Source organism: Streptosporangium sp. G12 (assembly GCF_052983175.1).
Map to the genome: position 1 here is coordinate 13,263 of NZ_JBRIQO010000010.1, position 24,515 is coordinate 37,777.

Here is a 24,515-nt window from a genome sequence, read left to right on the forward strand (position 1 = left end):
ATGAGCCGCTCCGCCGTCCTGGTCGACGCTGACTGGGTCGAGGCCAACCTCGACACTCCCGGCGTCGTTCTCGTTGAAGTGGACGAGGACGCCAGTGCATACGACAAGGGCCACATCCGTGGCGCCGTGAAGATCGACTGGAAGCAGGACCTTCAGGACCCGGTCCGTCGCGACTTCGTCGACCGTGAGGGCTTCCAGGCGCTGCTGTCGTCCAGGGGCATCGCCAACGACGACACCGTGGTCCTCTACGGCGGCAACAACAACTGGTTCGCCGCCTACGCGTACTGGTACTTCAAGCTCTACGGCCACGAGAACATCAGGCTTCTCGACGGTGGCCGCAAGAAGTGGGAGCTCGACTCCCGCGAGCTGGTCAAGGACGTCTCCGCGCGTCCCGAGACGAACTACCAGGCCAAGGACCAGGACCTGTCCATCCGCGCCTTCCGTGACGACGTCGTCGCCGCGATCGGCAAGCTCAACCTGGTCGACGTGCGCTCGCCCGACGAGTTCACCGGCAAGCTGCTCGCGCCCGCCCACCTCCCGCAGGAGGCTGCGCAACGCGGCGGCCACGTTCCCACCGCCCGCAACATTCCGTGGTCGAAGACCGCCAACGACGACGGCACCTTCAAGACGGACGAGGACCTCAAGGCCCTCTACGAGGGCGAGGGCATCGACTTCGCCAAGGACACCATCGCCTACTGCCGCATCGGGGAGCGCTCGGCGCACTCGTGGTTCGTCCTCCACGAGATCCTCGACCAGGCCAGCGTGAAGAACTACGACGGATCGTGGACCGAGTACGGCTCGCTCGTCGGCGTGCCGATCGAACTGGGAGAGGCCCGATAATGACTCAGGGATGCGCTGCTCCGGAACAGACTGTTGCCCTTCCGGCCGGGATCGACCTTTCGAGCCAGGCCGTCATCCAGGGCGTGGTCTCGGGCGCGGGCACGGCATACGCCCGCCTGCTCGACCACGCGGGAGAGTTCACCGGTGAGGTCGTGGTGTCCGACGAGGGCATCTTCCGTTTCTTCGCCGCCCCCGGTGACTGGACCGTCCGCATCATCGCGGGCGGCGGGGTCACCAAGGACATCCCGGCCCAGGCCCGCCTGGGTGAGGTCACCCAGCTCGCCGTGGCCGTCTGACCTCTCGGGGCCGGACTCGCCACAGCGAACCAGCACGTTGACCGCACAGCACGAACAGCACGAACCAGCAGGTGACAGGACCGGCTCTTCTTCGGGAGGCCGGTCCTTTCCGTTGTGCCGGACGTGCCGACCGCGCCGGAAGTCCGCCGACCCTGAAGGTCCGCCGGTCCTGAAGGTTCGTTCCGCGGTTCGCCGTTTCGGAGCTCGCCGTTCCCGAGAGGGCGGAGCGGTGTCTCCGCCCTCTCACGTCAGACCGTGAGACGGTCCGCCAGCCGGTTCTCGACACGATCGAGGGCATCGACGTAGTCGGGCTCCGGGGACATGGCCGCCGCCAGGCGCAGGTGGGGCAGGGCCTCGGGGAGACGGTTGGCGCGTTCGAGGGTCCGGCCGAGCAGGAACCGGGCGTAGTGGTCACCGGGGGTGCGCTCCAGAAGCGCCTCCAGCGTCTCCCCCGCCCGGCCGAGCTGGGCCGAGCCGAAGTAGGCGCGGGCCGCCAGCAGCCGGACGGCGGGGTCGTCGCCGTGATCGGCCAGCAGCGGACGCAGCGTCCACAACGCGCCGAGGGGATCCCGGGCGTCCATCAGCGCCTCGGCCTGGCGCAGCCACCTGACCTCGTCGGGGAGTGCCCGCCGGGGAGCGGCGTCCCGTACCAGGTCGGCGAGGACCTCGGCCGGCTGCGCGCCGGAGACCACCGTGTCGCCGACCGCGAAGGTCGGCGAGGTGGCGATGCCCTCGGCCTTGCCGCGCAGCAGCTCGGAGCGGACCTCGTCCGCGCCGTCACCGCGGTCGAGCGCCTCGGCCATGCCGTCCAGACCGGCCTCGGCGGCGAGCGCCACCAGGGTGGCGCGGTCCCCGATGTCGGAGCCCTCGACGAAGTGGGCGCGCAGGATCCGCTCCACGACCGCGCCCTGGAGCGCGGCACCGCCCCGCCGGTGGGCGAGGGCGATCACCCGGTGGGCGTCGAACGTGTTCGCCCGCCACACGGCGCCCCGCGGCCGCCCGCCGTCACCGGCCCGCTCCCCGGCCGAGAGCGGGGCCGGGTGGAGGGCTCGCAGGGCGCCCTCGGCGACCGGGTCGCGCAGCTCCTCCTCCAGCGGCTCCGACGGCACCGGAGCCATCGGGTCGATGACGTACGGGCGCCAGACGATCTCCACGTCCTCGCCGAGTTCCGCCTGCTCCAGACGTCGCCTGCCGATGTAGGCCCACGCGCAGGCCATGTCGGCCCAGACTTCCATGCGCTTCATTGCCGCTGCAACAAACGGGGCCGGTCGTTTATTCGGTGGGCCCACCGGCCTCGCCGGTCGGGCTGCGCTCTGTCAGGGGAGTCGTTAGCATGCGTCGGGTGCCTGAAACGCCTGTTATGCCCGCACAGTCGCCGGCAGTCGGCCGGAGGTCCGCATCCCTTTCCGCGGCCTCGCTGCCCATGCACACGCTCAGGATCTTCGGCGCCTGCGCCCTGTCGCTGATCCTCTGGTTCTCGGCCGGCAGGGTGGTCCGAGGGCTGCTGATGGTGGCCGCCAGCGAGGTCTCCCACGGCGACTACCTGCAGGTACGGCTCGTCATCACGATGTTCGTCTTCACGTTGATCGTGTTGAACGAGCTCGTGATCATGGTCGGCATGCTGCACTCGGTGCGCGGGGCGCTTCGGGAGATCCGGGCGCGGCGGGAGGGCGGCGAGGCGGACGAAAGCATGTTCGGCGCGCTGAACCGTGCCACGCTGGCCTTCGCCACCATCTATCTCGCCTGGAGCTTCCAGAACGCGGACGCCAGGGAGTTCATCGCCGTCGACACCGCCAGGCGGGTCGACCAGGACTTCGCGGCGAGTCTCGCGGGGCAGGAGGTGGAGGGCGGCACCGGGCTCTCCACTCTGGACGTGCGGGTCTCCCTGGGGGTCGCCGTGGTCGCGTACCTGCTCAAGACACTGTTCAGCTGGTGGCACGTCAACGGCAAGGTCAGGGGCAGCGGCGTGTTCGCGACCTTCTTCGAGCTGGCCTTCGCCTTCTACAGCATCAACGCCCTGTTCGCCTTCGCCGACGCGCGGGCGGAATGGCTGGACGACCGGGTCGTCGTGGCGGCGGCCAAGGACTGGGCCGAGGAGGCGGGTGAGGCCATGCCGTGGTGGAAGGCCTTCTGGGACGCGGTCGGGGACGTCTGGCCCCACATGATCGACGGTCTGGTCGTGCCGCTCACCTGGCTGACGGTCGCCTCGCTCGTCTACGGGGCCTTCGCCGAGGACACCCGGGCCGTCGTACGGGGAACCAGGCTCGACAACGTGGCCACCCGGATGGAGCGGACGCACACCCTCACCCAGACCACGATGACCCGTGCCACGGCCGGGTTCCAGGAGCGCTGGGTTCCCCCGGTGAACGCCTTCCGGCTCGCCGTCCGGGGCGGTCCCGCGCTGTTCGGTCTCTTCTGCCTCGGTTATGTCGGGATCAGGGTGGTCACCGACTACGCGGACCGGGGCGTGCGGATGCTGATCGGAAACGAGGATCCGTTCGTCTGGATGGCGCTGGCCGGGCCGGTGTCCTTCGTCAGGGAGATGGTGGTGCTGACGCTGACCGTCTGCCTGCTGGCGGCCACGTTCGACATCGCGGCCACCCGCAGTCGTGAGGCGGGGGAGACGCTCACCGCCGGAAGCGCAGCACCTGATCCTGAACAGGGTCCTTCTGCTCCGCGGCCTTCTTGAAGATGTCCTTCACGGACTCGTCCTCCACGACGTCGTACGTGGCGGGGCGGACGTGGACCTCGACCTGCCCGGCCAGTTTCCTGGGCACCACGGCGACCATGTTGTAGGAGTAGGCGGTACCGATCTTGTGGTCCTTGGCCTCGTCCGGGACGTCGTCGCTCTCGGGGAGGACCTTCCACACGCGGCCGTCGGAGTGCCTGACCTCGACCTGGGGTTCACCGCGCAGGCTGATGCCCTCGGCGTCCAGCGCGGTTCTCGTCACCTTGATCTTCAGCCACTGGCGGTCGGCGGGGAGGGGCTTCTGGCCGGGCAGGCTGTCCACCTGCTCGACCGAGGACTTCCACGACACGTGCATCAGCGTCATGGCACCCCCCGCCGCGACGGTGTAGATCCTGTCGGCGGGGTTGCCGGTCCTGTAGACGGTGTAACCGTTCCACGTGGAGACCGCGATGCCGAGGCCCACGAGCACGATCGCCGCGCCGGCCCGCAGCACCGTACGGCGCCTCCTCGTCGGCGGGGTCTCCTCCGTGGCCGCCGCGGTCTCCTGCGGCGGGCGTTCCCCGGGCGGCGCGTCGGTGGGTGCGGCGGGGGCGGCCGCGGGCATCGCCGCCGCCGTCCCGGTTCCGGTGGTGGAGGGCCTGGGCAGCGGGGACCCGGTGACGGAGGGGAACGGCTGGGTCGAGGCTCCCTCCGGTTCTTCCGCCGGCTCTTCCACGGGCGGCCTCGGGGGCCAGACCTGCTCGTCCGGGAACGTCCGCGGAGGGCCGGGCGTCCACTGGCCCCCGCCCGGAGGTTGCCGGCGCTGAGGCGGGGTGGGGCGGCTCCTGGCCGGGGTGGGAGGTACGGCGGGGAGACCCGGGGCCGGGGTGGGAGGCGCCGGTGACGCGGCGGGCCGAGACCGGGGTGCGGGGGCCGGCTGTGCCGGATCGGGGAACCCCTGCCCGGCATGGCGGTTCCCGGGCTCGGGCGGGTTCAGCCGCCGGGCCCGGGGAAGCGCGGGCCGTTCCGGATTCTGTCCGGTACGCGGCCGGTGGGCCGCGGGAGGTTCCGCGTGACGTCCGCGAGGTCGCGTGGGCGCGTCGTCGTCGAGACCGGGCGGTGCCGGGTGCCTGAGGGGAGCACCGGGGACGCCGGGAGCACCCGGAACGCCGGGAGACATCGGTCCTGGCGGCGTCGGGCGCTCGCCGGCAGCGCCGGGAGGCATCTGGCCGGGGGGCATCTGGCCGGGTGGTGTCGGACGCTCACCGGGGGTGCCGGGGGGTGCCGGCCAGGTGCCGAGGGTGGCGGGCCAGGGGCTGCCTCGGTAGGGATCGTGAGACGGCGTCGAGGGATGCCCCTCCGAGGCGGGCCCGTTCTCCCCCGCCGGCCCGTTCTCCCCCGCGGTCCGGGGCCCGCCCGCGGACCGTTCCTCCCGCGCGAGCCGTTCCTCCCGCGAGGCGAACCAGTCGCGGCCCTGCTCGTCCTCGGGACCTCCCCGGTGCGGCGTCCCCATCAGTTCCTGCTCGCCAACTCGTAGACGTCCTTCGCGGTGGAGGTCAGCCGTCGCGCGGCCGCCTCGTCCAGACCCAGGTCTATCTCGATCTCGGGTCCGTTCGGCTCGACGATGAAACCGGATGAGGGGGCGAGCAGGATCCGCGAGTCCGGGAGCTCCCCGGGCGGGATCTCGAAGACCGTCACGCCCTCGGTCCACCAGCCCGGCTGGATGTAGGGATGGGTGATGGTCGACATCTGGTCCACCCTGTCGGAGGCCACGTAACGGTGCCCGCCGCCCGTCAACAGCCGGGGAGGCCCCAGCTGCTGCGGCTCCCAGGTCGCCGTGGCGCCCACCTCGACGATGATGAAGACCCCCTTGGCGGTCACCCGTTTCTGCTCGCCGCCGGCGTTCTTGGCCGCGATGGCCTTGGCCGCGTGCACCGCCTTGACCCGCGCGGAGATCCGGGAGCCGGTGACCTCCTCGTTGATGTCGCCGGTCGAGGTGAGGGGCGCGTCATGGTCGGCGATCCCCGAGCCGAAGGCCTGCAGTCCCACGGCCGATGCCGCCAGCGCGATCCCGGCCAGCACGGCGCCGGCGGCGCGCCATCGGCTCGGCGGCGCGGTGGTTCTGCGGCGGGCGGGCGCCCCGGAGCGGGAGCGGGAACCGGGCCGGGGGCGGTTCTCGGGCCGAGGACGAGTCTCGGGCAGCGGAGGAGTCTCGGGCTGGGAACGGGTCTCGGGCCGGGAACGGGAAGAGGCGTTCACGAGCGTGTCCCCTTCTGCGCGACGGGAAGCGTGACCTGGGCCGTCACCACGGGTTTCTCCTTGCCCGCGTCGTTCTCCGTCACCAGGAACCAGCCCGGCGACAAGGTGATCCCCTCACGCCACTCGTACTTGCCGACGTCGATCGTCAGCTGCTTGGGAGCCCGCTGCCTGTCCTCCAGCTCGTACCTGACCACCACGCTGGTCGGCAGGGCCGGGTGGAGTTGTGTGCTCTCGCCTCCTCCGGTGGGAGAGAACACCGACGCGCCGTACTTGCCCTTTATCGCCGGGGTTATCTTGAGCAGGGACGTACCGAAGGACCCGCCGGCCAGGCCGCCCTCGTAGAGCAGTCCCGTGATCGCGGTCTCGTCGCCCTTGTTGGTGACCCGGAACTCGATCTCCAGGAAACGCTTGGCCGGGCTGCCGAACAGGCCGGGCTCGCTCAGGGTGCGGGACCCGACGAACGTGGTCGTGAACTGCTCCTGGTCCACGGTCGAGCCCTGGCCGAGCCGCTTGGGAGGCTTGTCGGGGGCCGTGGCGAAGCCGCCGAGAGCGGCGGTGACTCCCAGACCGGCGACCGTCACCAGGGCGACGAGCGGGACCGCGATGGGGCGCCGTCTGGTGGGACCCTCGGGAGGCGGAGTCATGAGAAATGATGTTAATCGCTGACGTCCGTCTCATCCGACTCATCTGTCTCTTAAGTCCTGGCGAACCTGGGGAAAATACAGCGGATTGACGGGAACGCTGCCCGAATACGATGTCGAACTCTTACGCTGTCTCCGAGGCTTCCGATGAGCCCGATGGCGGAGGTTCCGTGGCGGACGTGCATCCAGAGCATGCGCAGCTCCAGGCGGACCGGATCTACCTGGGCTGGCAGTACGCCTTGTTGCACCCTGATCCGGGTCCGGCTCCCAAGCGACCCTCGCCCGTCGAGAATCCTCCCGAGCCGCTCGACCCCGAGTGGGTGCGCAGGGAACGCCTCAACGAGGACCTCCTGAACCGGCCGGTCAAGATCGTCCGAGGGTTCATGGCCGCGCTCGCCACGCTGATCCTCGTCCTCGGCCTCACCGAGATGCTCAGCTGGTCGTTCGCCGCCGTCGGGGTCATCGCCGCCGGTGGCATCGCGGCGTTCTGCAGCTACGCCGTCCACCAGGGCGACCGGGCGGTGCGCCACCGCATCAGGGAGCGCGAGGTGGCCGGTGACCGGCTGCGGGAGGAACGTGACAGGGAGCTCTTCCTCGCCCAGGAGGAGCACGCCGCCCGTTACCGGGAGTGGGCGGAGAAGAAGGAGCGCCACGACCGCCAGCTGACCTGGTACGCGGTGGCGGTGCCCGACGAGATCGACCGGATCGACGTGGCCGGAGGCACGCTGCCCGGCTGGTCGGCGCTGATCACCCTGCTCGGCGCGACCCGCCTCTACAGCGGCGGCCACCTGACCGTGCTGGACCTGTCCGAGGGCGCGATCGCCAAGGACCTGATCGAGCTCGCGCGCAGGGGTGGCGACGACCCGCTGGTCTGGGTGCTGCCGGTCGACCTGCCCCGGCTCGACCTGGGCGCGACGCTCGCCCCGGAGGCCTTCGCCGACGTCCTCGCCCACGTCGTGAGCGTCAGCGAGGAGCACCGTTCGACCAGGGACCTGTCGTTCGACAACGCCATCCTGGAGCGGGTCCTGGAGGTCCTCGGCGAGAGCGCCACGATCAACCAGGTCACCGCCGCCCTGCGCGCCCTGGCCCAGGTCGGCGACCCCCGCGAGGACCTGCGGTTCGGCCTGATCACCGCCACCCAGCTGGAGCGGATCGGCACGCTGTTCGGCCGGGGCGTCAGCGACCGGGTGGTGATCGAGCGGGCGTGGGCGCTGGAGTCGCAGCTGCGCAAGCTGGAGACCCTCGGCTCGGAGGCGGTGCGCCTGCCGCCCGCGCGCCTGCGGGTCGTGTCGATGGACCGCCAGGCGGGCGTGTTCGGCAACCGCGTCCTGGGCACGTACGTGGCGACCGCGCTCACCCACATCCTGCGCCAGTCGCCCGCCTCCGAGCGGCCGTGGTACCACACGATCATCGTCGCGGGCGCGGACAAGCTCCGCGGCGACGTGCTCGACCGGCTGATGGACGCCTGCGAGACCTCCAGGACCGGCCTCGTGCTCACCTACCGGTCGCTGACCCCGACCGTGCGGGAGCGGCTCGGGCGCGGGCACGCGGCGGTGACGTTCATGCGGCTCGGCAACGCCGAGGACGCCCGGGTGGCCAGCGAGCACGTCGGCACCGAGCACCGGCTGGAGCTCGCCCAGCTCACCGAGACGATCAGCGCCGCCGGAGCCGGGATGGACGGCGGCTACGTCTCCACGGTCGGCCAGGCCGAGGAGGGCGACGAGGAACGCGACGTGAGCCACACGGACCTCAAGGAGGACATCACCGAGTCCACCGAGTGGGGCCGTCGCGCGACCAAGGCGATGGGGGAGACCGAGCGGGTGCTGCACCGCTCCAGGGAGTTCCTCGTCGAGCCCCACCAGCTCCAGCAGCTTCCCACCACCTCGGTGATCGTCACCGACGCCACCGCCGAGGGCCGCAGGGTCCGTCTCGCCGATGCCAACCCGGCCATACTGACCTTCCCCAAGACGACGCTGGGCGAGTTCGACGAGATCAAGGAAGCCGCGCTGGACCACGTGCACCAGGAGAGGAAGGCGGAGCCGCGCCCGTCGAGCGCGTTCGAGGACGCGCCGCCCAACCTCGGCCCGCCCCCGGCCAGGCTCGACTGGCGTCGCCGCCAATGAGAACCCGGCCCACGCCGACGAGAGCCCGGGTGATGCGGGCCCGGGGGGCGGAGGTCCGGGCGGTACGGGTCCGGGCGGCGCCGATCCGGAGGGGGGAGGCTCGGGCGAGGACCGTTCGAGCGGCGGCGTTTTCACCGGGTGCGTCAACGAGCCGTCCGTATCTCGTAATGGGATGGTCAATGCCGGGGTGCGAGCCCCGAGTCAGGTTCGACCGTGGTCGCGGGGGTGACCTACCCTCGATCTCGATCTCGATCATGCGTCGGCCGGTACGACGGAGCGATCCGTGAAGCGTCAACCCTCCGGCCTGGAGCCGGGTCCCCCGGGTGGAGACCAAATGCAGCCAAGTGTGTCCCGTCCGCCCACTGCCCTGACCGGTCCCTGGTACAGAATCCAGGCGATCACGGCACCCTCGCGCAGCTCCTCCGCCGAGTGGGACTTCGTCACCGTCCTGCCCGCCGTGCTCTCCACGGCCCAGCGCAACCGGCCCTTCGTGGTCGGCTGGCTCTCGCGCGGGTCCGGGGCCCCGCTGGAGCTGATCACCAACGCGGGGCCGCTCACCCCGCCGCGCCCGCCCCGCAGGGCCGCCACCGAGGCCGAGCACGCCCCCGGCGGTCCCGAGCCGCTGCTGTTCCCCAGTGGCGCCCGTGGTGTCCGGATCGGCGACGAGTGGCTTCGCGACCTGTCCGACCTCGCCTGGACCGTATGCCCGGGACGGCAGGCCCCGCCGCTGGGCGGGCGCCGCGAGCCGGACGCCGACGAGATCAGGCGGCCCACGCTCTTCGAGTCCACGCTGGTCACGCTCATGTCCCGGCCGTTCGCCTGGCTGGTGGTGGCCGAGCAGACCGACCTGCTCGACGCCGAGGTCGCGCACCTGCGCACCCAGCTCAACGTGCTGCGGCAGTACGGTGACGCCTCCGAGCGCTCCCGCTACGACGCCGAGCGGGCCGAGCGGCGCATGCAGGAGCTGGACGCCTTCCGCGAGGCCGGGCTGTGGAACGTCCGGGTGCTCGCCGGGGCCGCCGGACCCGAGGAACTGCGCCAGATCGCCCCGGTGCTCGTCGGCTCCGCCGAGATGAGCCACCACCCCTACCGCCTGCGCAGCGCGCTGTCCGGCCCCGTGTACGGCTTCGCCGAGGCGCTGGCCACGACCCTGCAGGATCCGGCGGACGGCGCGGCCTCCCCGTTCGCGGCCACCGCGGGGGCGCTCGCCGCGCTCGCCGGGCTGCCGCACCGGGAGGTGCCGGGGGTACGGGTCCTCGACGCGGGCTTCTTCGACGTGACCAGCGAGGCGGACAACGTGCCCGGCGCGCTCACCGTCGAGCTCGGGTCCATCCTCGACGGCCAGGACAGGCCGGTCGGCTCGTTCAAGGTTCCGCTGGCCACCCTCAACCGGCACGCGTTCATCACCGGCGCCACCGGCTCCGGCAAGTCCCAGACCGTCAGGCACCTGCTGGAACAGCTCACCGGCGCGGGCATCCCGTGGCTCGCCATCGAACCGGCCAAGTCCGAGTACGCCTCGATGGGCGGCCGGATCGAGCATCTCGCCCCGGTGACCGTGATCAACCCGTCGGCCCCGGAGAGCGTGCCGTTCAGCGTCAACCCGCTCGCCCCCGAGCCCGGCTATCCGGTGCAGGCCCACATCGACATGGTCCGTGCGCTGTTCATGGCGGCCTTCGACGCCGAGGAGCCGTTCCCGCAGATCATGTCGCTCGCCCTGCAGCGGGTGTACGAGGCCAACGGCTGGGACGTGGTCACCGGCTGGGCCGCCCCGGGCGCCGCGGTCAGGCCCGCCGTACCGACCCTCGAACAGCTCCAGCAGCACGCGATGGACGTGATCAAGGAGATCGGCTACGGCCGGGAGGTCCAGGCCGACGTGGAGGGCTTCATCTCGCTGCGGCTGCGGTCGCTGCGGGTCGGCTCCGCGGGCCGGTTCTTCGAGGGCGGGCACCCCGCCGACATCGGCGACCTGCTCCAGCGCAACGTGGTGCTCGCGATCGAGGACGTCGCCAACGACGAGGACAAGGCGTTCCTGATGGGCACCTTGATCATCCGGATCGTGGAGCACCTGCGGATGCGGGCCAGGAAGGAACGCAGCAGCGGGCTCAAGCACGTCATCGTGATCGAGGAGGCGCACCGGCTGCTGCGCGACCGGGGCGCGGGGCGGGCCAGCACGCACGCCGTCGAGCTCCTGGCGGGCATGCTCGCCGAGATCCGCGCGTACGGTGAGGGCATCGTGGTCGCCGAGCAGATCCCCACGAAGCTGGTCTCCGACGTGGTGAAGAACACCGCGCTGAAGGTCATCCACCGGCTCCCCGCCGAGGACGACCGCCAGCTGGTCGGCGCGGCGACGAACCTGAGCGAGGAGCAGTCCCGGCAGGTCGTCTCGCTCCCGCCCGGCGTCGCCGCGGTCTTCGCCGACGGCATGGACCGGCCGCTGCGCATCCAGGTGCCGCTGGGCGAGGACCGCGAGCGCCCGGTCCCCGGCCACATGCCGCCCATCTGCGGCCGACGGTCGGCGGCCTGCGGGCAGGAGTGCCGCACCGGCCGGGCGTGCACGCTGGTCGAGCTGCGCGAGGCGGACCTGCTCGCCGGGGCGTCCGAATGGGCCTGGCTGCGGATCTGGACCGACACGCTGGTGCTGGCGTTCTGCACCAACCGGCCGGTGCCCGGGGTGCCCAGGGCGCTGGCCGACCTCTGGGCGGAGCTCCCGCCGCGGCGGCGCGAGTGCCTGCTGGCCACGGCGGTGGAACGCTGCGTGGGCCGCCGCGCCTGGTCGCTGCGTACCGTCAGCGACCCGGTCAAGCTGACCGAGCAGGTCGCCACGATCGCGACCAGGCTGCTCGGTCCCGACCGTGACCCCGGCGAGCGGCCGGGGCCCGCCTGGGTCATCCCGCAGGTGCGGTGGCTGCACGAGGTGGACAGGCTCTTCCCGCACGGCCAGCCCGCGCCCAACCCGCGCGGCTCCGCACCGGTCATGGAGTACGCCCTGTTCAACCGTCCCGCGGGCGGCACCGAGCTGCTCGGCCACCGGGCCAAGGCACTCCGCCACCACCCGCTGTCCATGGAGGTGGACAGGAACAGGGAGCTGGCCTGGCGGGTGATCCTCGGTGACGACGAGCGCGAGAGCGTGGAGCGCGACATCCTCACGGTCACCATCGGCGTCGACCCGGCCGACCGGCTCCGGCACGTGTCCCAGACCATGGGGGCGGGCTGGCTGGAGAGCGTGCTGTCGTGGCCGCGCCGGTTCGTGCTGCCCTTCGACGCCGACTCGCCGGAGCCCGCGGAGCTCGCCTTCGCCGAGCAGTGAGGGCGGTTCGGCCGGGGTGTCCCCGGTGTGCGGAAGGTTCGCTCCACGAGCTTTGCCAGAGCATCGCCGTGAGCCTTCCCCCGAACTCCGCCATGAGCTTTTCCGGTGTTCTCCGACCGGATCCGAGGGCTCGCGTACCTCACCGTCACCGGGCGGCGCGTGTGACGTGCCGCCGGGGGGTGACGGTGCCGAAGCAGGGCTAAGATCTGCGGCATGAACGATTCGGTGATTCCGGTCCCGCGGCCGGGCCGGTCGGCCGCCGGGTCGTCCCGCGACGGGTCGCCAAGCGAGGAGACGGCATGACTCAGCTTCCGCTGCGGGCGCAGCTCGCCACCGCTCTCGGCCGGACGGCCGCGACCCTGTCCCGGGTCACCGGGCGCGGAGACGGATCGGTGATCGGGGGCCGGGTGAGCCTGGTCCTGGAGCCCGACCTGCTGCGCAAGCTCGCGCACGACCGCAAGCTCGTGCTGGTGAGCGCGACCAACGGCAAGACCACGACGACCCGCCTGATCACCTCCGCGCTGTCGGAGCTCGGCGACGTCGCCACCAACGCCTTCGGCGCCAACATGCCCGCCGGGCACGTCTCGGCGCTGTCGTCGGCCAAGCACGCCCCGTACGGCGTGCTGGAGGTCGACGAGAAGTACCTGCCCGAGGTGATCGACACCACCGGTGCCGGGGTCATCTGCCTGATGAATCTCAGCCGCGACCAGATGGACCGGGCGGGCGAGATCTGGCTGCTCGCCCAGAAGTGGCGGCGGGCGCTGGCCGGCAGGAACACCCACGTGATCGCCAACGCCGACGACCCGCTGGTCGCCTGGGGCGCCTCCACGGCCGCCTCGGTCACCTGGGTGTCGGCGGGCCAGCCGTGGAAGGAGGACTCCTGGTGCTGCCCCGAGTGCGGCGGCCCCCTCGACCGCAAGGGCATGGAGTACGTCCCGCCCGGCAGCATCGGCGCCGGTGCCCCCTCGAAGTCGGGGGAGAACGACTGGGCCTGCCGCGAGTGCACCTTCCGGCGGCCCGAGCCGTCCTGGATCCTCGACGACGACGCGGTGATCGACCCGCGCGGGCAGCGCTGGGTGCTCGACATCCAGCTTCCCGGGCGCGCCAACCGGGCCAATGCGGCGATCGCGCTGGCCACCGCCGAGGTGTTCGGCCTGCCCGTCGAGCGGGCGCTTCCCCGGCTGCGCGAGGTCAGGTCGGTCGCCGGCCGGTACACCACGGTGGAACGCGACGGCCGGCACGCCCGGCTACTGCTCGCCAAGAACCCGGCCGGCTGGCTGGAGGCGTTCGACGTGCTCGACTCCTCGCTTCCGGTGATCCTCTCCGTCAACGCCCAGGGGCCCGACGGCCGCGACACCTCGTGGCTGTGGGACGTCGACTACCGCGTGCTGCGCGGCAGGCCGGTCTTCGTGGCCGGTGAACGGCGGCTCGACCTCGCGCTCCGGCTGGACGTGGCTGACGTGCCGTTCCAGCTGGCGGGCTCGTTCGAGCAGGCGCTCGCCGCGCAACCACCGGGCAAGGTCGACGTGATCGCCAACTACACCGCCTTCCAGCAGATCCGATCGGAGTTCGGTCGTGCAGTCTGACAGCGCCCTGCGCCTTGTCTGGATCTATCCGGACCTACTGAGCACGTACGGCGACCAGGGCAATGTCCTGGTCCTGGAGCAGCGCGCCAAGCGCCGGGGCATCCCGGTCGAGACCGTGCACGTGCGCTCGGCCGATCCGGTCCCGGAGGGCGGCGACATCTACCTGATCGGCGGCGGTGAGGACCGGCCGCAGATCCTGGCCTCGGAAAGGCTCCGGCGCGACGGCGGCCTGCACCGGGCCATCCAGCGGGGCGCGGCCCTGCTGGCCGTGTGCGCGGGCTACCAGATCATCGGCACCACGTTCGGCGGCGAGGAGGGCCAGCCAGTCGACGGCATCGGCCTGATCGACATCTCCAGCGGGCGTGGCCAGGGCCGGGCCGTCGGCGAGCTGGCGGGGGAGGCGGACCCGGCGCTCGGCATCCCGACGCTGACCGGCTTCGAGAACCACATGGGCGTCACCCGGCTCGGGGCCGGGATCCGGCCGCTGGCGCGTACGGCGGTCGGTACGGGCAACGGCGACGGCACCGAGGGCTGCCACACCGGCAAGATCGTCGGTACCTACCTGCACGGTCCCGCGCTCGCCCGCAACCACGGCCTCGCCGACCTGCTGCTCACCTGGGCGGTGGGTGCCCAGCTGCCGCCGATCGACGACGCCTGGTTCGACCGGCTCCGCGAGGAGCGTCTGGCCGCGGTGCTGCCCCGCTGATCGGGTGCCGCCTCGCCGACGGGGCGTCTCGCTGATGGAGGCGCCCTGCTGACAGTGGCGCCCCACCGGCGTGGGAGACCGGCTGCCCGGCCTCGCCAGGCGGCCGGTGGCCCGACGGCCGCGGGCTCGGGGCGGGCGGTGTTCCGGCGGTCTCAGTAGACGAGGGCCTGGACGCCCTCGCCCAGCACCTCTTCCACGAAGGTGGGGGCGCCCGCGATGCGGATGCCCTCGATCACGTCGTCGACCGTGATGTCCCGACGGGCCGCGCACTGCGTGCACAGGGTCACCCTGCCCCCCGCGAGCACCGCGTCGAGCAGGTCCCCGAGCTGGGCCGCGTGCGGGAGGGTGAACTCCTTCGCCCGGCCGGGAAGGGCGAACCAGGCGGATTCGCCCGTCAGCCAGAGCGAGACGGGAACCCCGCTCGCCAACGCCGCCGCGGCCACCGTGAACGCCTGATTGCAGCGCTCAGGTGAGTCTTCGCCTGCGGTAACCTTGATCACCAGTGATCGTGCCATGCTCGAAGCCTATGCGGCCCGGTGTCACCGGCGCGAACCATACCTGAGCGGCTCTAGGCTCGTTTTCATGGACGTTCCCGAACTGCATCCCGATCTTGAGCCGATCGCCTTCCTCGTGGGCCGATGGGAAGGCGCCGGGGTCGGGGGGTATCCGACGATCGAGAGTTTCAACTTCGGCCAGGAGATCGTCTTCGGCCACAACGGCAAGCCGTTCCTGACCTACAGCAGCCGCACCTGGCTGCTCGACGAGGCGGGTGCCAAGGTCCGGCCGCTGGGCACCGAGACCGGTTTCTGGCGCCAGCTCCCGGGCCGCCAGCTTGAGGTGTGCCTGTCCCACCCCACGGGCATCGTGGAGATCTACGTCGGTGAGGTGGTCTTCAACAAGATCGAGCTCCAGACCGACGTGGTGGCCCGAACCGCGACCGCCAAGGAGTACACGGCGGGCCACCGCCTCTACGGGCTGGTCAACGGCAACCTGATGTGGGCGTACGACATGGCCGCCATGGGGCAGCCGCTCCAGTCCCACATCTCCGCCGAGCTCAAGCGGGTCGGTGACTTCGTACCCGACGAGGTGTGAGGTCCGCGCCCGCGCCCAGGGCCGGGTGACGTTCGTCCCCGGCCGAGGTCCGTCACCGCCCGGGCTCCGTTCCTGACCGGGATCCGTTCCCGCCCGGGGGGGTCGTCCCCGGCTGGGATTCGTCTCCTACACCGGGTGAGGCGTGGTCTTCGCCCGGTGCCCGCGGCGGGGTGGGGCGGGACGCTGGTTACCCTCTGAGCATGAGCACCCCCTTCACCCCCGACGTGGTCGAGGCGATCAAGCGCCACATGAACGACGACCACGCCGATGACGCGCTGCTGATCTGCAAGGGCCTCGGCGGGCACCCCGAGGCCACCGGCGCGACGACGACCGGCGTCGACGCCGAGGCGATCGAGTTCGCCGCCGTGGTCGGCGGGCGGGACGTCATGGTCCGGGTCCCCTGGAGTACCACGCTGACCGAGCGCGCCCAGGTCCGCACGGAGGTCGTCCGCCTCTACCGTGACGCCTGCGCCGCCCTCGGTGTCCCCGCCCGCGGCGAGCACTGACCGGCGGATCCGCGTTCTCTCCCTTCGTTCTTCACGCCGCCCGCGCCGGGCCGGATTCGGGTGGAGGCGGTGATCCGGAACGGCCGTGCCGTCCGGCCGGCGTTCGCCAGGGATCCCCTTCCCGAACGGGAAACGGGAAACGGGAGGAGCCGGTGGGCCGGTTGATGACGGTCCGGTCACTGTCGAGACCGATCGTGACGTTCGTGGAAAGCTCCCAAATACCAAAATTTCCTGAAAAGGGGGCGCGGTGAAACCACGAGCACTCGTACTGGCGCCGATGCGAGGCCAGGAGTGGAACCGCCTGAGAGAGCTGATCGACGTCCACTACGACCCGGCCGACCACCGTCCCCACCCGGCGGCCGAGCTCGCCCGGCAGCTCGTGGACACCGGCGCGCGCATCCTCATCACCGAGTCCGACGAGGTCGCCGGTCCGGTCCTGGACCTTCCCCTGCTGGTGGTGGGCTGCGCCCGTGGCGAGGCGGGGAACGTGGACCTCCCGGTCGCCACGGCGAAGGGCATCCCCGTCGTCTGCGCCCCGGGACGCGACGCCGACGCGATCGCCGAGCTCACCCTCGCCCTGATCCTCGCGGTGACCCGCCGGGTGGCGGTCGGCGACAGGGAGATCCGGCGGGGCATGGCCTCCTACCGACGGTACCGAGCGTGGGAGCTCGCGGGCCGGACCATCGGCCTGGTCGGCTACGGGGTGGTCGGCCGCGCGCTGGCCTGGCGGATGAAGGGGCTGGGCATGCGCGTCATGGTCCACGACCCCGACGCGGCGGAGAACCGGTACGGGCTCGACGTCCTGCTGGCCCAGGCCGACGTCGTCTCCGTGCACGCCTCCGCGTCCGCGGGCCTGTCGGTCGGGGCGGCGGAGTTCGCCGCGATGAAGCCCGGATCGATCTTCGTCAACACCGCGGACGCGGCCCTGCACGACATGGACGCGCTCGTGGGAACCCTGAAGGCGGGCCATCTCGGCGGAGCGGCCCTCGACCGGTTCACCGGGGAGTGGCTCGACCCGTCCCACCCGCTCGCCGACATGGACAACGTGGTGCTGACCCCGCATCTGGGCTCCGGAACCTACGACACCGAGATCAACCACACCCGGATGATCTGTGAGGACATCGTCAGGGTCCTCGGCGGCGAGCGCCCGCTGCACTGCGCCAACCCCGGCTTCCAGGAGTGACGGCCGGCGCGACCTCGCGACGAGGGGGCGGTCGCGCGAAGGTGAGCGGTCCCGCGAGGGGGAGACCGGTCTCGCGGCGGGGAGGTGGTGCCTTGTGAAACCCGTGAGGCGACGCGGTCCCGTGAGGGAGAGGCGGTCGCGCGGCGGGGCGGCTTCCGGAAGGGGCTTCGCGGAAGCGGGGTGATCGAGAGGGAAGGCGCGGGAAAGGGAAGAACCCCGGGCCACTTCCCCCTGCTCGGCAGGAGGGCCGGTGGACTACAGGCGGGATCGCCCGCCTCCGGCGGCCCGGGGTTCCGGTGATTGTCGTGGATTCGCCGAACGTCGCCAGACGCCCGGACAGAGTCCGGTCGCGGCGTCCTAGCGGACAGCCACCTCGCTAGCCCAACTATGATCAACCATCGTTCGGACCACCTCCTTTCGGCGTGCCTGTACGTTATGAAACTCCACGCCCCCGGGGCAAATGAATTTTCCCGGCCTCCCGCCGTCGCCCGAAGTCGGCCGTCTGACCAGCCATGAGGGCTGACGGGAACAAAAGGGGACCGGTGCGCAGACGCTTGCACCCGCTCCGTCTCCGTCGGGGCTTCCCGAACGAGGGCCGATGACGTCGGTTGCGTTCAGGGCGCCGGGTGCGACCGGCTCATGGGCCGGTGCCCTTCGTCATGCCAAGAGATGATCTTCAGGCGGCGCGCAAGGCGTCGGGGTGTGCGGCGAAGTAGTCGGCGATCGTCGCGGGCCTGCGACCGGCCAGGCGTTCGACGGCGTGCGTGGTGACGTCGAACCAGCCTTCGCGCTTGTACACGCCCAGCCCCGTCCACCCCTGGACGTATTGCTCGGGCAGCCCGCGTCCGGACAGCGTCGAGGCCAGTTCGGCGTCGGTGACCTGTTCGCAGCGCACCGGGCGGCCCGTGACCTGGGAAAGCGCTTCGGCGACGTCCGCGTCCGTCACCGCCGCGGGGCCCGTGACCTCGACGAACTGCCCCTCGCACCCGCCGTTGGCAAGCAGGGCCGCGGCGACGGCGGCGCTGTCGTCGCGGGTGATGTGCCCCACGCGGCCGTCACCCGAGTTGCTGGGCAGCACCCCTGTGGCGACGGCGCCGGCGGGTATGCCGACAAGGTTCCACATCTCCGGCCACTGGTTGAAGCGCAGCGCCGTGAACGTCAGCCTCGACTCCGCCAGCAACCGCTCGGTCTCCCGGTGGTTCTGGATGAGCGCCTGGGGCTGGCCCGGCTCGCCCGCCCTGGCGAACAACGTGTAGATCACATGGCCCACGCCCGCCTTGGCCGCCGCGTCGATGGCGTTCACATGCCCCTGGGCCGGTCCGGTGAACGAGCCGAGGCTGATGATCAGCAGCCGTTCCGCGCCCTCGAACGCGCCGGGCAGGCCGGAGGGGTCGTCGAAGTCGGCGTACCGGGTGGCCACTCCGAGATCGGCGACGTCGTCCGGGGTACGGGACAGGGCCACGACGCGTGCGGCGTCCACCCGCTGGAGCAGGTGCCCGACGGTGAGGCGTCCGAGCTGCCCGGACGCTCCGCTGACAACGATCACGGTGAATCCTCCTTGGAGGTCGATGTGCGTACCCTGATCCTTGGCCGGCAGGCGAACAGTCCGAAAGAAGGCACATTCATGTCCACTGTCCCCGTCCCCGTCCCCGTCACGATGGACGATCACCGGAACTGCCCCGCGACGAGTGTGCTGCGCAGGGTTGGCGACAAGTGGAGCGTCGTGATCCTGTCGATCCTGACGCGTGGCGCCCGCGGCTTCAACGAGCTGGACAGATCGGTGGAGGGCCTCAGCCGTCGCATGCTGACGCGAACGCTGCGCGGGCTCGAAGAGGACGGGCTGATCAGCCGCACCGTGCACCCGAGCGCGCCACCGCGCGTCGACTACGCGCTCACCGATCTCGGATCCTCCTTCCTGGAGCCTGTGCTCGCCCTGGGCCTCTGGGCCGTCGACCACCAGCCCAACCTCGAAGCCGCCCGCACCCGTGCCCGCCGTGATCGCGCCACGCGGGTCACGGCCCGCTGAGGGCGTGTTCCCTGGACTCATCGAAGCGGGTCGCGCGGCCGGTCGCCGCCTCCGGTCTCTCGGACCGTAGGACGACGAGGAGAGCCCCGATGCTCATAGACTCTGGATATGACCGAGACGTCGTGGCATGAGGAACTGCGGGCGCGCGGTTACCGGGTCACTCCGCAACGCCAGCTGGTGCTTGAGGCGGTCAAGGCCTGCGAGCACGCCACTCCAGAGGAGATCTGCACCCGGGTGCGGGAGACCGCGCGCGGGGTGAACATATCAACCGTCTACCGGACCCTTGAGCTCCTCGAGGAGCTCGGCATGGTCACCCACTCCCATCTGGGGCACGGCGCCCCCACCTACCACCTGACGGCCGAGGCCGATCATGTGCACCTGGTCTGCCGTGGCTGCGGGGAGATCAGCGAGGTCAGCCCCGACCTGGTGGAGAACTTCGTCGCCAACCTCGACCAGAAGCTCGGGTTCCTCACCGACGTGCACCACCTGACGGTCTTCGGCCGCTGCCGCAAATGCCGCTGAGCCGCCGGGGAGGCCGTCGCCGCAGTACGTTCGCCGGGCCGCCGGGGGGCCGGGGGGCCGGTGCCGGGGTACGTCGCCGGGTCGCCGGGAGACACGCTTCGGCTTCTGTCCCGCCGAGCCGCCGAGGTGCGTCGTACGGCCCGGGACCCGCCGGGGGAAGAGTCGCCGCAGCCCTCGTCGGCGGGGCCTCGTAGGCTGTGTGCATGCGAAGCCCTCTGCTGGACACTCCCGGCGCGGTCGCGGCTGAGACCCCCGACGCCGACGTCGCCGGACACTACGGCGACCCGTTCGCCGAGCAGCGCGCGCTGCTCGCCGGGGAGGCGATGGTCGACCGGAGCAACCGCGAGGTCGTCCGGATCTCCGGTCCCGACCGTCTGAGCTGGCTCAACAGCCTCAGCTCGCAGAAACTCGACGACCTGCAACCCGGCCGGCCCACCGAGACGCTGCTGCTGGACGCCCAGGGCAGGGTGGAGCACCACCTCGTCCTCGTCGACGACGGCGAGGCGGTGTGGGCCCACGTCGAGCCGGGCACCGGCGCGGAGGTGGCCGCGTTCCTCGACAAGATGCGGTTCATGCTGAGGGTCGAGGTCGCCGACGTGACGGATCGCTACGCCGTGGTCTCCGTGGCGGGGGAGGCGCACCCCGACCTGCCCGAGGGCGCCATCGCCGTCGGGCGGGACATCCTGCTCCCGCGTGACCTGCTGGCCGGGCATCTCGGGCTGAGGCTCGCCGGGCTCTGGGCGTACGAGGCGCTGCGGATCGAGGAGCACCGCCCCCGCCTGGGCTTCGAGACCGACCACAAGACGATTCCGCACGAGGTGGGCTGGATCGGCACGGCCCTCCACCTCAACAAGGGCTGCTACAAGGGCCAGGAGACCGTGGCCCGCGTGCACAACCTGGGCCACCCGCCGCGCCGGCTGGTCTTCCTGCACCTGGACGGCAGCGTCGACACCCTGCCCAAGCACGGCGCCCCGGTGACCCTCGACGGCGCGGAGATCGGTTTCGTGGGAAGCTCGGCGCGCCATCACGAGCTGGGTCCGGTCGCGCTGGCCGTGGTCAAGCGGACCGTGCCGGTGGACACCACGCTGGAGGCCGCGGGAGTGGCCGCGTCCCAGGAGGTCATCGTGCCGCCGGACGCCGGGCGCAACGTCCAGATCGACCCGAGCCTGCGCCGCCGCATCCGCTGACACCTGACGCTCGACACCTGACGCTCGGCGCCTGACGGCTCACACCTGACGGCGTCGCGTCCCGGGCGGGCCGCTTCCGGCCCGCCCGGATGCCGCCGTCATCGTTCCCGGCTGTCCGGCCTGCCCGGATGGCCGCTGTCACGGTCCCGGGCCGCTCAGCCTTCCCAGGGCGTGGTACGGTCCCGGGCGGTCAGATGTCCAGAACCAGGGTGATCGGGCCGTCGTTGGTCAGCCCGACCTTCATGTCGGCACCGAACACCCCTGTCTCCACGCGGGCGCCCAGCCCGCGCAGCTCGGCGCAGACCGCCTCCACCAGAGGTTCGGCGACCGGACCCGGGGCGGCGGCCTGCCAGGTGGGACGGCGCCCCTTGCGGGTGTCGCCGTACAGGGTGAACTGGCTGACCACCAGCAGGGGCGCGCCGATGTCGGAGCAGGACTTCTCGCCGGAGAGGATCCGCAGGCCCCAGAGCTTGGCGGCGAGCCTGGCCGCCTCGGCGCGCGTGTCGGTGTGGGTCACGCCGACCAGGACCAGCAGCCCCGGCTCGTCGATCGCCCCGACCGTCACGCCGTCCACCACCACCGACGCGGAACTCACCCGCTGTACGACCGCACGCATGCCCCCATCATCCCGTGCTCCCGGGCATCTCTAGACTTCGGGCGAAAGGAGACAAAGGTGTCTGCTGAGTCATTGTTGGTCGAGGTCGTCCGCTCGGGTTTCGTGGAGTCCACCCATCGGGCGCGGATGCTCGCGGTGGCCGCCGACGGGTCGCTGGTGCGAGTCCACGGGGAGGTGGACGCGCTGGTCTCGCCGCGCTCGTCCATGAAGCCCCTGCAGGCGCTCGCCATGGTCCGCGCCGGCCTCCCCCTGGAGGGGGAGCTGCTCGCGCTGGCGTGCGCGAGTCACGCGGGGGAGCCGTTCCACGTGGACGGGGTACGGAGGATCCTGGCCGGGGCCGGGCTGGACGAGAGCGCGCTCGGCTGCCCGGAGGACCTGCCGGAGGACGTCGCCTCCCGCGACGAGGTGCTGCGCTCCGGAGGGAGGCGGGCCAGGGTCTACATGAACTGCTCGGGCAAGCACGCGGCGATGCTCGCCACCTGCGCGGTCAACGACTGGCCGCTGGAGACCTACCTCGATCCGGCGCATCCGCTGCAGCGGGCCGTGCGCGCCACGGTCGAGGAGCTGACCGGCGAGCGCGTCGCCGCCAGCGGGGTGGACGGTTGCGGCGCCCCGCTGTTCTTCGTCTCGATGCTGGGCGTGACGCGGGCGTTCCGCGCCCTCGTCCGGGCCGACCCGGACACCCCGGAGCGCCGCGTCGCCGACGCCTTCCGCGCCCACCCCGAGTGGACGTCGGGGACCGCCCGCCCCGAGGCCCGGCTGATGCGGGCGGTTCCCGGGCTGCTGGTCAAGGCCGGAGCCGAGGCGTTCGACGCCTTCGTCTTCACCGACGGCCGCTCGGGAACCGTCAAGATCGAGGACGGCGGCCAGCGTGCCCGGGTCCCGGTCACCGTCGCGGCCCTGACCGCTCTCGGCTTCGAGGCCCCCGGGCTCGACGAGTTCGCCGCCGGGGTCCTGCTCGGCGGGGGGCGTCCGGTGGGCGAGATCCGCGTTCGGTAGCCGCCGCGGATTCGCGTACGGCGGTCCTCACAGGGAGCGGAACTGGCGGGTGGTGGAGATCGCCCCGGAGGTGGTCATGGTGAAGGTCCGCATCGAGTCGGCGAACCTGGACAGGTCCCACTCGGCCGGGCCGTGATACCAGTACAGGTGGTCGGCCTGCTGGCCGTTGCCGGTGACCGAGGAGACCACGCGGGCCCAGCGGTCGACGCTGTCGAAGATCACGGCGTAGGGCAGGTAGCGGGAGAACAGCTCCACCCGCTGGGCCACCGGGACGTCCCCACCGATGTCGGCGCCGGCCAGATACTCCCTGAAGCCAAGGGTGTGGGCGAGGGCACCCGCGCCCTTCGCGGTCTTGGCGGGCATGTACTGGCCGCCCACGGCCAGGGCCGCACCGGCGATGATCAGAGCCAGGCCGAGCACCCCGTACGTGGTGAACCAGGCCAGCGCGACGGTGGCGAGGACGCCGAGCCCGGTGAGGACCACGCCGATGGTCGTCCAGCGGGTGCGGACGGTGTCGGGGCGGCGGGCGAACCAGCCCTGCGTGACCACGTCGCGGTAGAGCGCCTCGCGGACCTTGCCCAGCTTGGTCCCGAACGATCCCTTGAGCTCTGACAGCAGCACCGCGTCGTGGCCGTCGAAGATGGCGTCGTAGAGCTCCCGCTCGTAGGGCATCAGCGAGGCGACCTGGGCGGCGGGCATCCGTACCAGCCTCCAGTCGGGGGTCTCGTACGTCTGCCGGGGCTGCTCGTCGATCCTGAGGTAGCCCCGGACGGCCAGGTCGACGATCGTGGCGGTCACGTCGATCACGTCGGCCTGCTCGTCCATGAGGGTGCCGATCTGGCCGGGGCGGACGCCGTCCGGCGGGGCGAAGTGACCGTTCTCGACACCGCTGAGCGAGCCCGACTCGTGGCCGACCACGCGGGCGTCGCGGCCCCGGGTCCAGTAGAGGAGGCCGAGGCCGCCGAGCAGCAGGAGCAGCAGGCCGGCCAGCGCGCCGCCGGTGACGGCGTTCAGGGTGAAGGCGTTGGACAGCTCGAAGCGGCGCTCCAGGATCGGCGCGCCCTTGGTCGCACCGGTGGGGTAGCCGACGACCACGGTGAGCACCTCGCCGGCGCCGAGGTCCTGCTGCCCGAACTCGGCGGTGACGCCCGTGTGGTCCATGGAGGCCTCGGTGCAGGCGATCGCCGAGCTCAGGGGGCCGGCGAAGCACGACAGGTTCTGCATCGTGGCCGGCCCGCTCACGCTGACCTTGGCCTGCTCGACGGGGACGGACCAGGCGCCCACCGCGTACCACCGCAGCTCCTGGGCGTCGGCCAGCGGCGTGACGGCGCCCTGGACGTCGTACTCCAGGGTGGCGTTCCCGGTGCCCTTCAGGGTGATGGTCTCGCCGGTCAGCGTGGCGTCGCCCTTGAGACCGGTGACCCGGTAGAGCCGGTCGCTGCCGTCGTCGTAGCGGGTCCGGTCGACGAGGTCGCGCGACGGCGCGTCACCCTCGAAGACGACCTCCTCCTTGACGTGGAGCACGCCGTCCTGCCGGAGCTCCAGCTGGACCGTCGTGCTCGTCACCTTGCCGGCCCGCGTGACCTGCCCGGCCTGCCCGGCCTGTGCTACCTGCCCGGTCTGTGCGACCTGCGCGAGCCGGGTGCTCTGCCCGGCCGGTGCCGAGGACGCGAGGGCAGGGGGCGCGCCGAGGGCCAGCGCGAGGACGGCCGTCGCGGCCAGGCTCCCGGCTGCTCGGCGGGAGAGAACCGTCCTGCGTGGGAAGACCGTCCTGCGCGAGGAAGCCGTCCTGCGCAGCGCAGTCGCTCGGCGCGAGGAAGCCGCTCGGTACGAGAAAGATGCCGCCATGTGTCGGGAGCTTAGCGAGATCCACCGGCCTGTGATGGCCCACCGCGTATCCATTTTTTCCCGCTCATAAACCCGTATGTGTATATATCCGCTAGATTGCCGCCCGGAGA

The 24,515-nt window shown here is 71.7% G+C and carries 22 protein-coding genes; 14 read left to right on the plus strand and 8 right to left on the minus strand.

Translation table 11 applies throughout. The annotated features are described in order from the left end of the window. Window positions 1-840, plus strand: coding sequence for a rhodanese-like domain-containing protein (locus ACVCAG_RS16560; RefSeq protein WP_440082721.1), 840 nt, complete (start codon window positions 1-3; stop codon window positions 838-840). Then, on the plus strand, window positions 840-1,136 hold the full coding sequence (locus ACVCAG_RS16565) for a DUF1416 domain-containing protein (RefSeq protein WP_329089613.1): 297 nt from the start codon (window positions 840-842) through the stop codon (window positions 1,134-1,136). Before ACVCAG_RS16560 ends, ACVCAG_RS16565 begins: the two co-directional genes overlap by 1 nt. A 248-nt stretch (window positions 1,137-1,384) precedes the next feature. Here the strand turns inward: ACVCAG_RS16565 and ACVCAG_RS16570 are convergent, their stop codons facing one another. Further along, window positions 1,385-2,371 carry a DsbA family protein gene (locus ACVCAG_RS16570; protein WP_447189992.1) on the minus strand — a complete coding sequence of 329 codons (987 nt, stop codon included), beginning with the start codon at window positions 2,369-2,371 and terminating at the stop codon, window positions 1,385-1,387. 188 nt (window positions 2,372-2,559) lie between these two features. Between ACVCAG_RS16570 and ACVCAG_RS16575 the strand changes: the two genes are divergently transcribed. Then, complete coding sequence (locus ACVCAG_RS16575) at window positions 2,560-3,825, plus strand: hypothetical protein (RefSeq protein WP_440082723.1); 1,266 nt, start codon at window positions 2,560-2,562, stop codon at window positions 3,823-3,825. Here the strand turns inward: ACVCAG_RS16575 and ACVCAG_RS16580 are convergent. From ACVCAG_RS16580 to ACVCAG_RS16590, 3 genes are all read right to left on the minus strand, one after another. After that, a complete protein-coding gene (locus ACVCAG_RS16580; protein ID WP_447189993.1) occupies window positions 3,764-4,540 on the minus strand; it encodes a hypothetical protein in 777 nt (258 codons plus the stop codon). The genes ACVCAG_RS16575 and ACVCAG_RS16580 overlap by 62 nt on opposite strands. A 776-nt stretch (window positions 4,541-5,316) precedes the next feature. After that, window positions 5,317-6,063 carry a hypothetical protein gene (locus ACVCAG_RS16585; RefSeq protein WP_440082725.1) on the minus strand — a complete coding sequence of 249 codons (747 nt, stop codon included), beginning with the start codon at window positions 6,061-6,063 and terminating at the stop codon, window positions 5,317-5,319. Beyond that, the gene (locus ACVCAG_RS16590; protein ID WP_440082726.1) at window positions 6,060-6,707 is read right to left on the minus strand and encodes a hypothetical protein; all 648 of its coding nucleotides are present in this window, start codon (window positions 6,705-6,707) and stop codon (window positions 6,060-6,062) included. Before ACVCAG_RS16590 ends, ACVCAG_RS16585 begins: the two co-directional genes overlap by 4 nt. Window positions 6,708-6,883: 176 nt before the next feature. Here ACVCAG_RS16590 and ACVCAG_RS16595 point away from each other — a divergent pair, with 176 nt between their 5' ends. From ACVCAG_RS16595 to ACVCAG_RS16610, 4 genes are all read left to right on the plus strand, one after another. After that, window positions 6,884-8,827 (plus strand): hypothetical protein, encoded by a 1,944-nt coding sequence (locus ACVCAG_RS16595; protein WP_440082727.1) that lies wholly within the window; start codon window positions 6,884-6,886, stop codon window positions 8,825-8,827. Between the two features lie 334 nt (window positions 8,828-9,161). After that, window positions 9,162-12,134: a helicase HerA-like domain-containing protein gene (locus tag ACVCAG_RS16600; RefSeq protein ID WP_440082728.1), complete on the plus strand. Its 2,973-nt coding sequence runs from the start codon at window positions 9,162-9,164 to the stop codon at window positions 12,132-12,134. Window positions 12,135-12,433: 299 nt separating this feature from the next. Then, complete coding sequence (locus tag ACVCAG_RS16605) at window positions 12,434-13,720, plus strand: MurT ligase domain-containing protein (protein WP_440070440.1); 1,287 nt, start codon at window positions 12,434-12,436, stop codon at window positions 13,718-13,720. Continuing rightward, entirely contained in the window at window positions 13,710-14,426 is a 717-nt protein-coding gene (locus ACVCAG_RS16610; protein ID WP_440082729.1) for a type 1 glutamine amidotransferase, read from the plus strand. The genes ACVCAG_RS16605 and ACVCAG_RS16610 overlap by 11 nt, the downstream gene beginning before the upstream one ends. 152 nt (window positions 14,427-14,578) lie before the next feature. Here the strand turns inward: ACVCAG_RS16610 and ACVCAG_RS16615 are convergent, their stop codons facing one another. Beyond that, complete coding sequence (locus tag ACVCAG_RS16615; protein ID WP_355622372.1) at window positions 14,579-14,941, minus strand: DsrE family protein; 363 nt, start codon at window positions 14,939-14,941, stop codon at window positions 14,579-14,581. Window positions 14,942-15,008: 67 nt separating this feature from the next. On the opposite strand from ACVCAG_RS16615, the gene ACVCAG_RS16620 reads away from it, so the two are divergent. The 3 genes from ACVCAG_RS16620 (at window position 15,009) to ACVCAG_RS16630 (ending at window position 17,207) form a co-directional block, all read left to right on the plus strand. Further along, window positions 15,009-15,518, plus strand: a complete 510-nt coding sequence (locus ACVCAG_RS16620) for an FABP family protein (protein WP_440082730.1) — start codon at window positions 15,009-15,011, stop codon at window positions 15,516-15,518. A gap of 200 nt (window positions 15,519-15,718) precedes the next feature. After that, a complete protein-coding gene (locus ACVCAG_RS16625) occupies window positions 15,719-16,024 on the plus strand; it encodes a DUF2470 domain-containing protein (RefSeq protein ID WP_440082731.1) in 306 nt (101 codons plus the stop codon). 247 nt (window positions 16,025-16,271) lie between these two features. Beyond that, the gene (locus ACVCAG_RS16630; protein WP_440082732.1) at window positions 16,272-17,207 is read left to right on the plus strand and encodes an NAD(P)-dependent oxidoreductase; all 936 of its coding nucleotides are present in this window, start codon (window positions 16,272-16,274) and stop codon (window positions 17,205-17,207) included. 676 nt (window positions 17,208-17,883) lie between these two features. On the opposite strand, the gene ACVCAG_RS16635 is transcribed toward ACVCAG_RS16630, so the two are convergent. Next, on the minus strand, window positions 17,884-18,753 hold the full coding sequence (locus tag ACVCAG_RS16635) for an NAD(P)H-binding protein (protein ID WP_447189994.1): 870 nt from the start codon (window positions 18,751-18,753) through the stop codon (window positions 17,884-17,886). Between the two features lie 78 nt (window positions 18,754-18,831). On the opposite strand from ACVCAG_RS16635, the gene ACVCAG_RS16640 reads away from it, so the two are divergent. From ACVCAG_RS16640 to ygfZ, 3 genes are all read left to right on the plus strand, one after another. After that, the gene (locus ACVCAG_RS16640) at window positions 18,832-19,233 is read left to right on the plus strand and encodes a winged helix-turn-helix transcriptional regulator (RefSeq protein ID WP_440082734.1); all 402 of its coding nucleotides are present in this window, start codon (window positions 18,832-18,834) and stop codon (window positions 19,231-19,233) included. 108 nt (window positions 19,234-19,341) lie between these two features. Further along, complete coding sequence (locus ACVCAG_RS16645) at window positions 19,342-19,755, plus strand: transcriptional repressor (RefSeq protein ID WP_440070433.1); 414 nt, start codon at window positions 19,342-19,344, stop codon at window positions 19,753-19,755. 203 nt (window positions 19,756-19,958) lie between these two features. Further along, complete coding sequence (gene ygfZ / locus ACVCAG_RS16650; RefSeq protein ID WP_440082735.1) at window positions 19,959-20,942, plus strand: CAF17-like 4Fe-4S cluster assembly/insertion protein YgfZ; 984 nt, start codon at window positions 19,959-19,961, stop codon at window positions 20,940-20,942. A 190-nt stretch (window positions 20,943-21,132) separates the two neighbouring features. Here ygfZ and dtd read toward each other — a convergent pair whose 3' ends face one another. Then, a complete protein-coding gene (dtd, locus tag ACVCAG_RS16655; protein ID WP_344746920.1) occupies window positions 21,133-21,558 on the minus strand; it encodes a D-aminoacyl-tRNA deacylase in 426 nt (141 codons plus the stop codon). A 57-nt stretch (window positions 21,559-21,615) separates the two neighbouring features. On the opposite strand from dtd, the gene ACVCAG_RS16660 reads away from it, so the two are divergent. Further along, entirely contained in the window at window positions 21,616-22,557 is a 942-nt protein-coding gene (locus tag ACVCAG_RS16660) for an asparaginase (protein WP_447189995.1), read from the plus strand. A 27-nt stretch (window positions 22,558-22,584) separates the two neighbouring features. On the opposite strand, the gene ACVCAG_RS16665 is transcribed toward ACVCAG_RS16660, so the two are convergent. Then, a complete protein-coding gene (locus ACVCAG_RS16665; protein WP_447189996.1) occupies window positions 22,585-24,405 on the minus strand; it encodes a DUF2207 domain-containing protein in 1,821 nt (606 codons plus the stop codon). Window positions 24,406-24,515 lie beyond the last annotated feature (110 nt).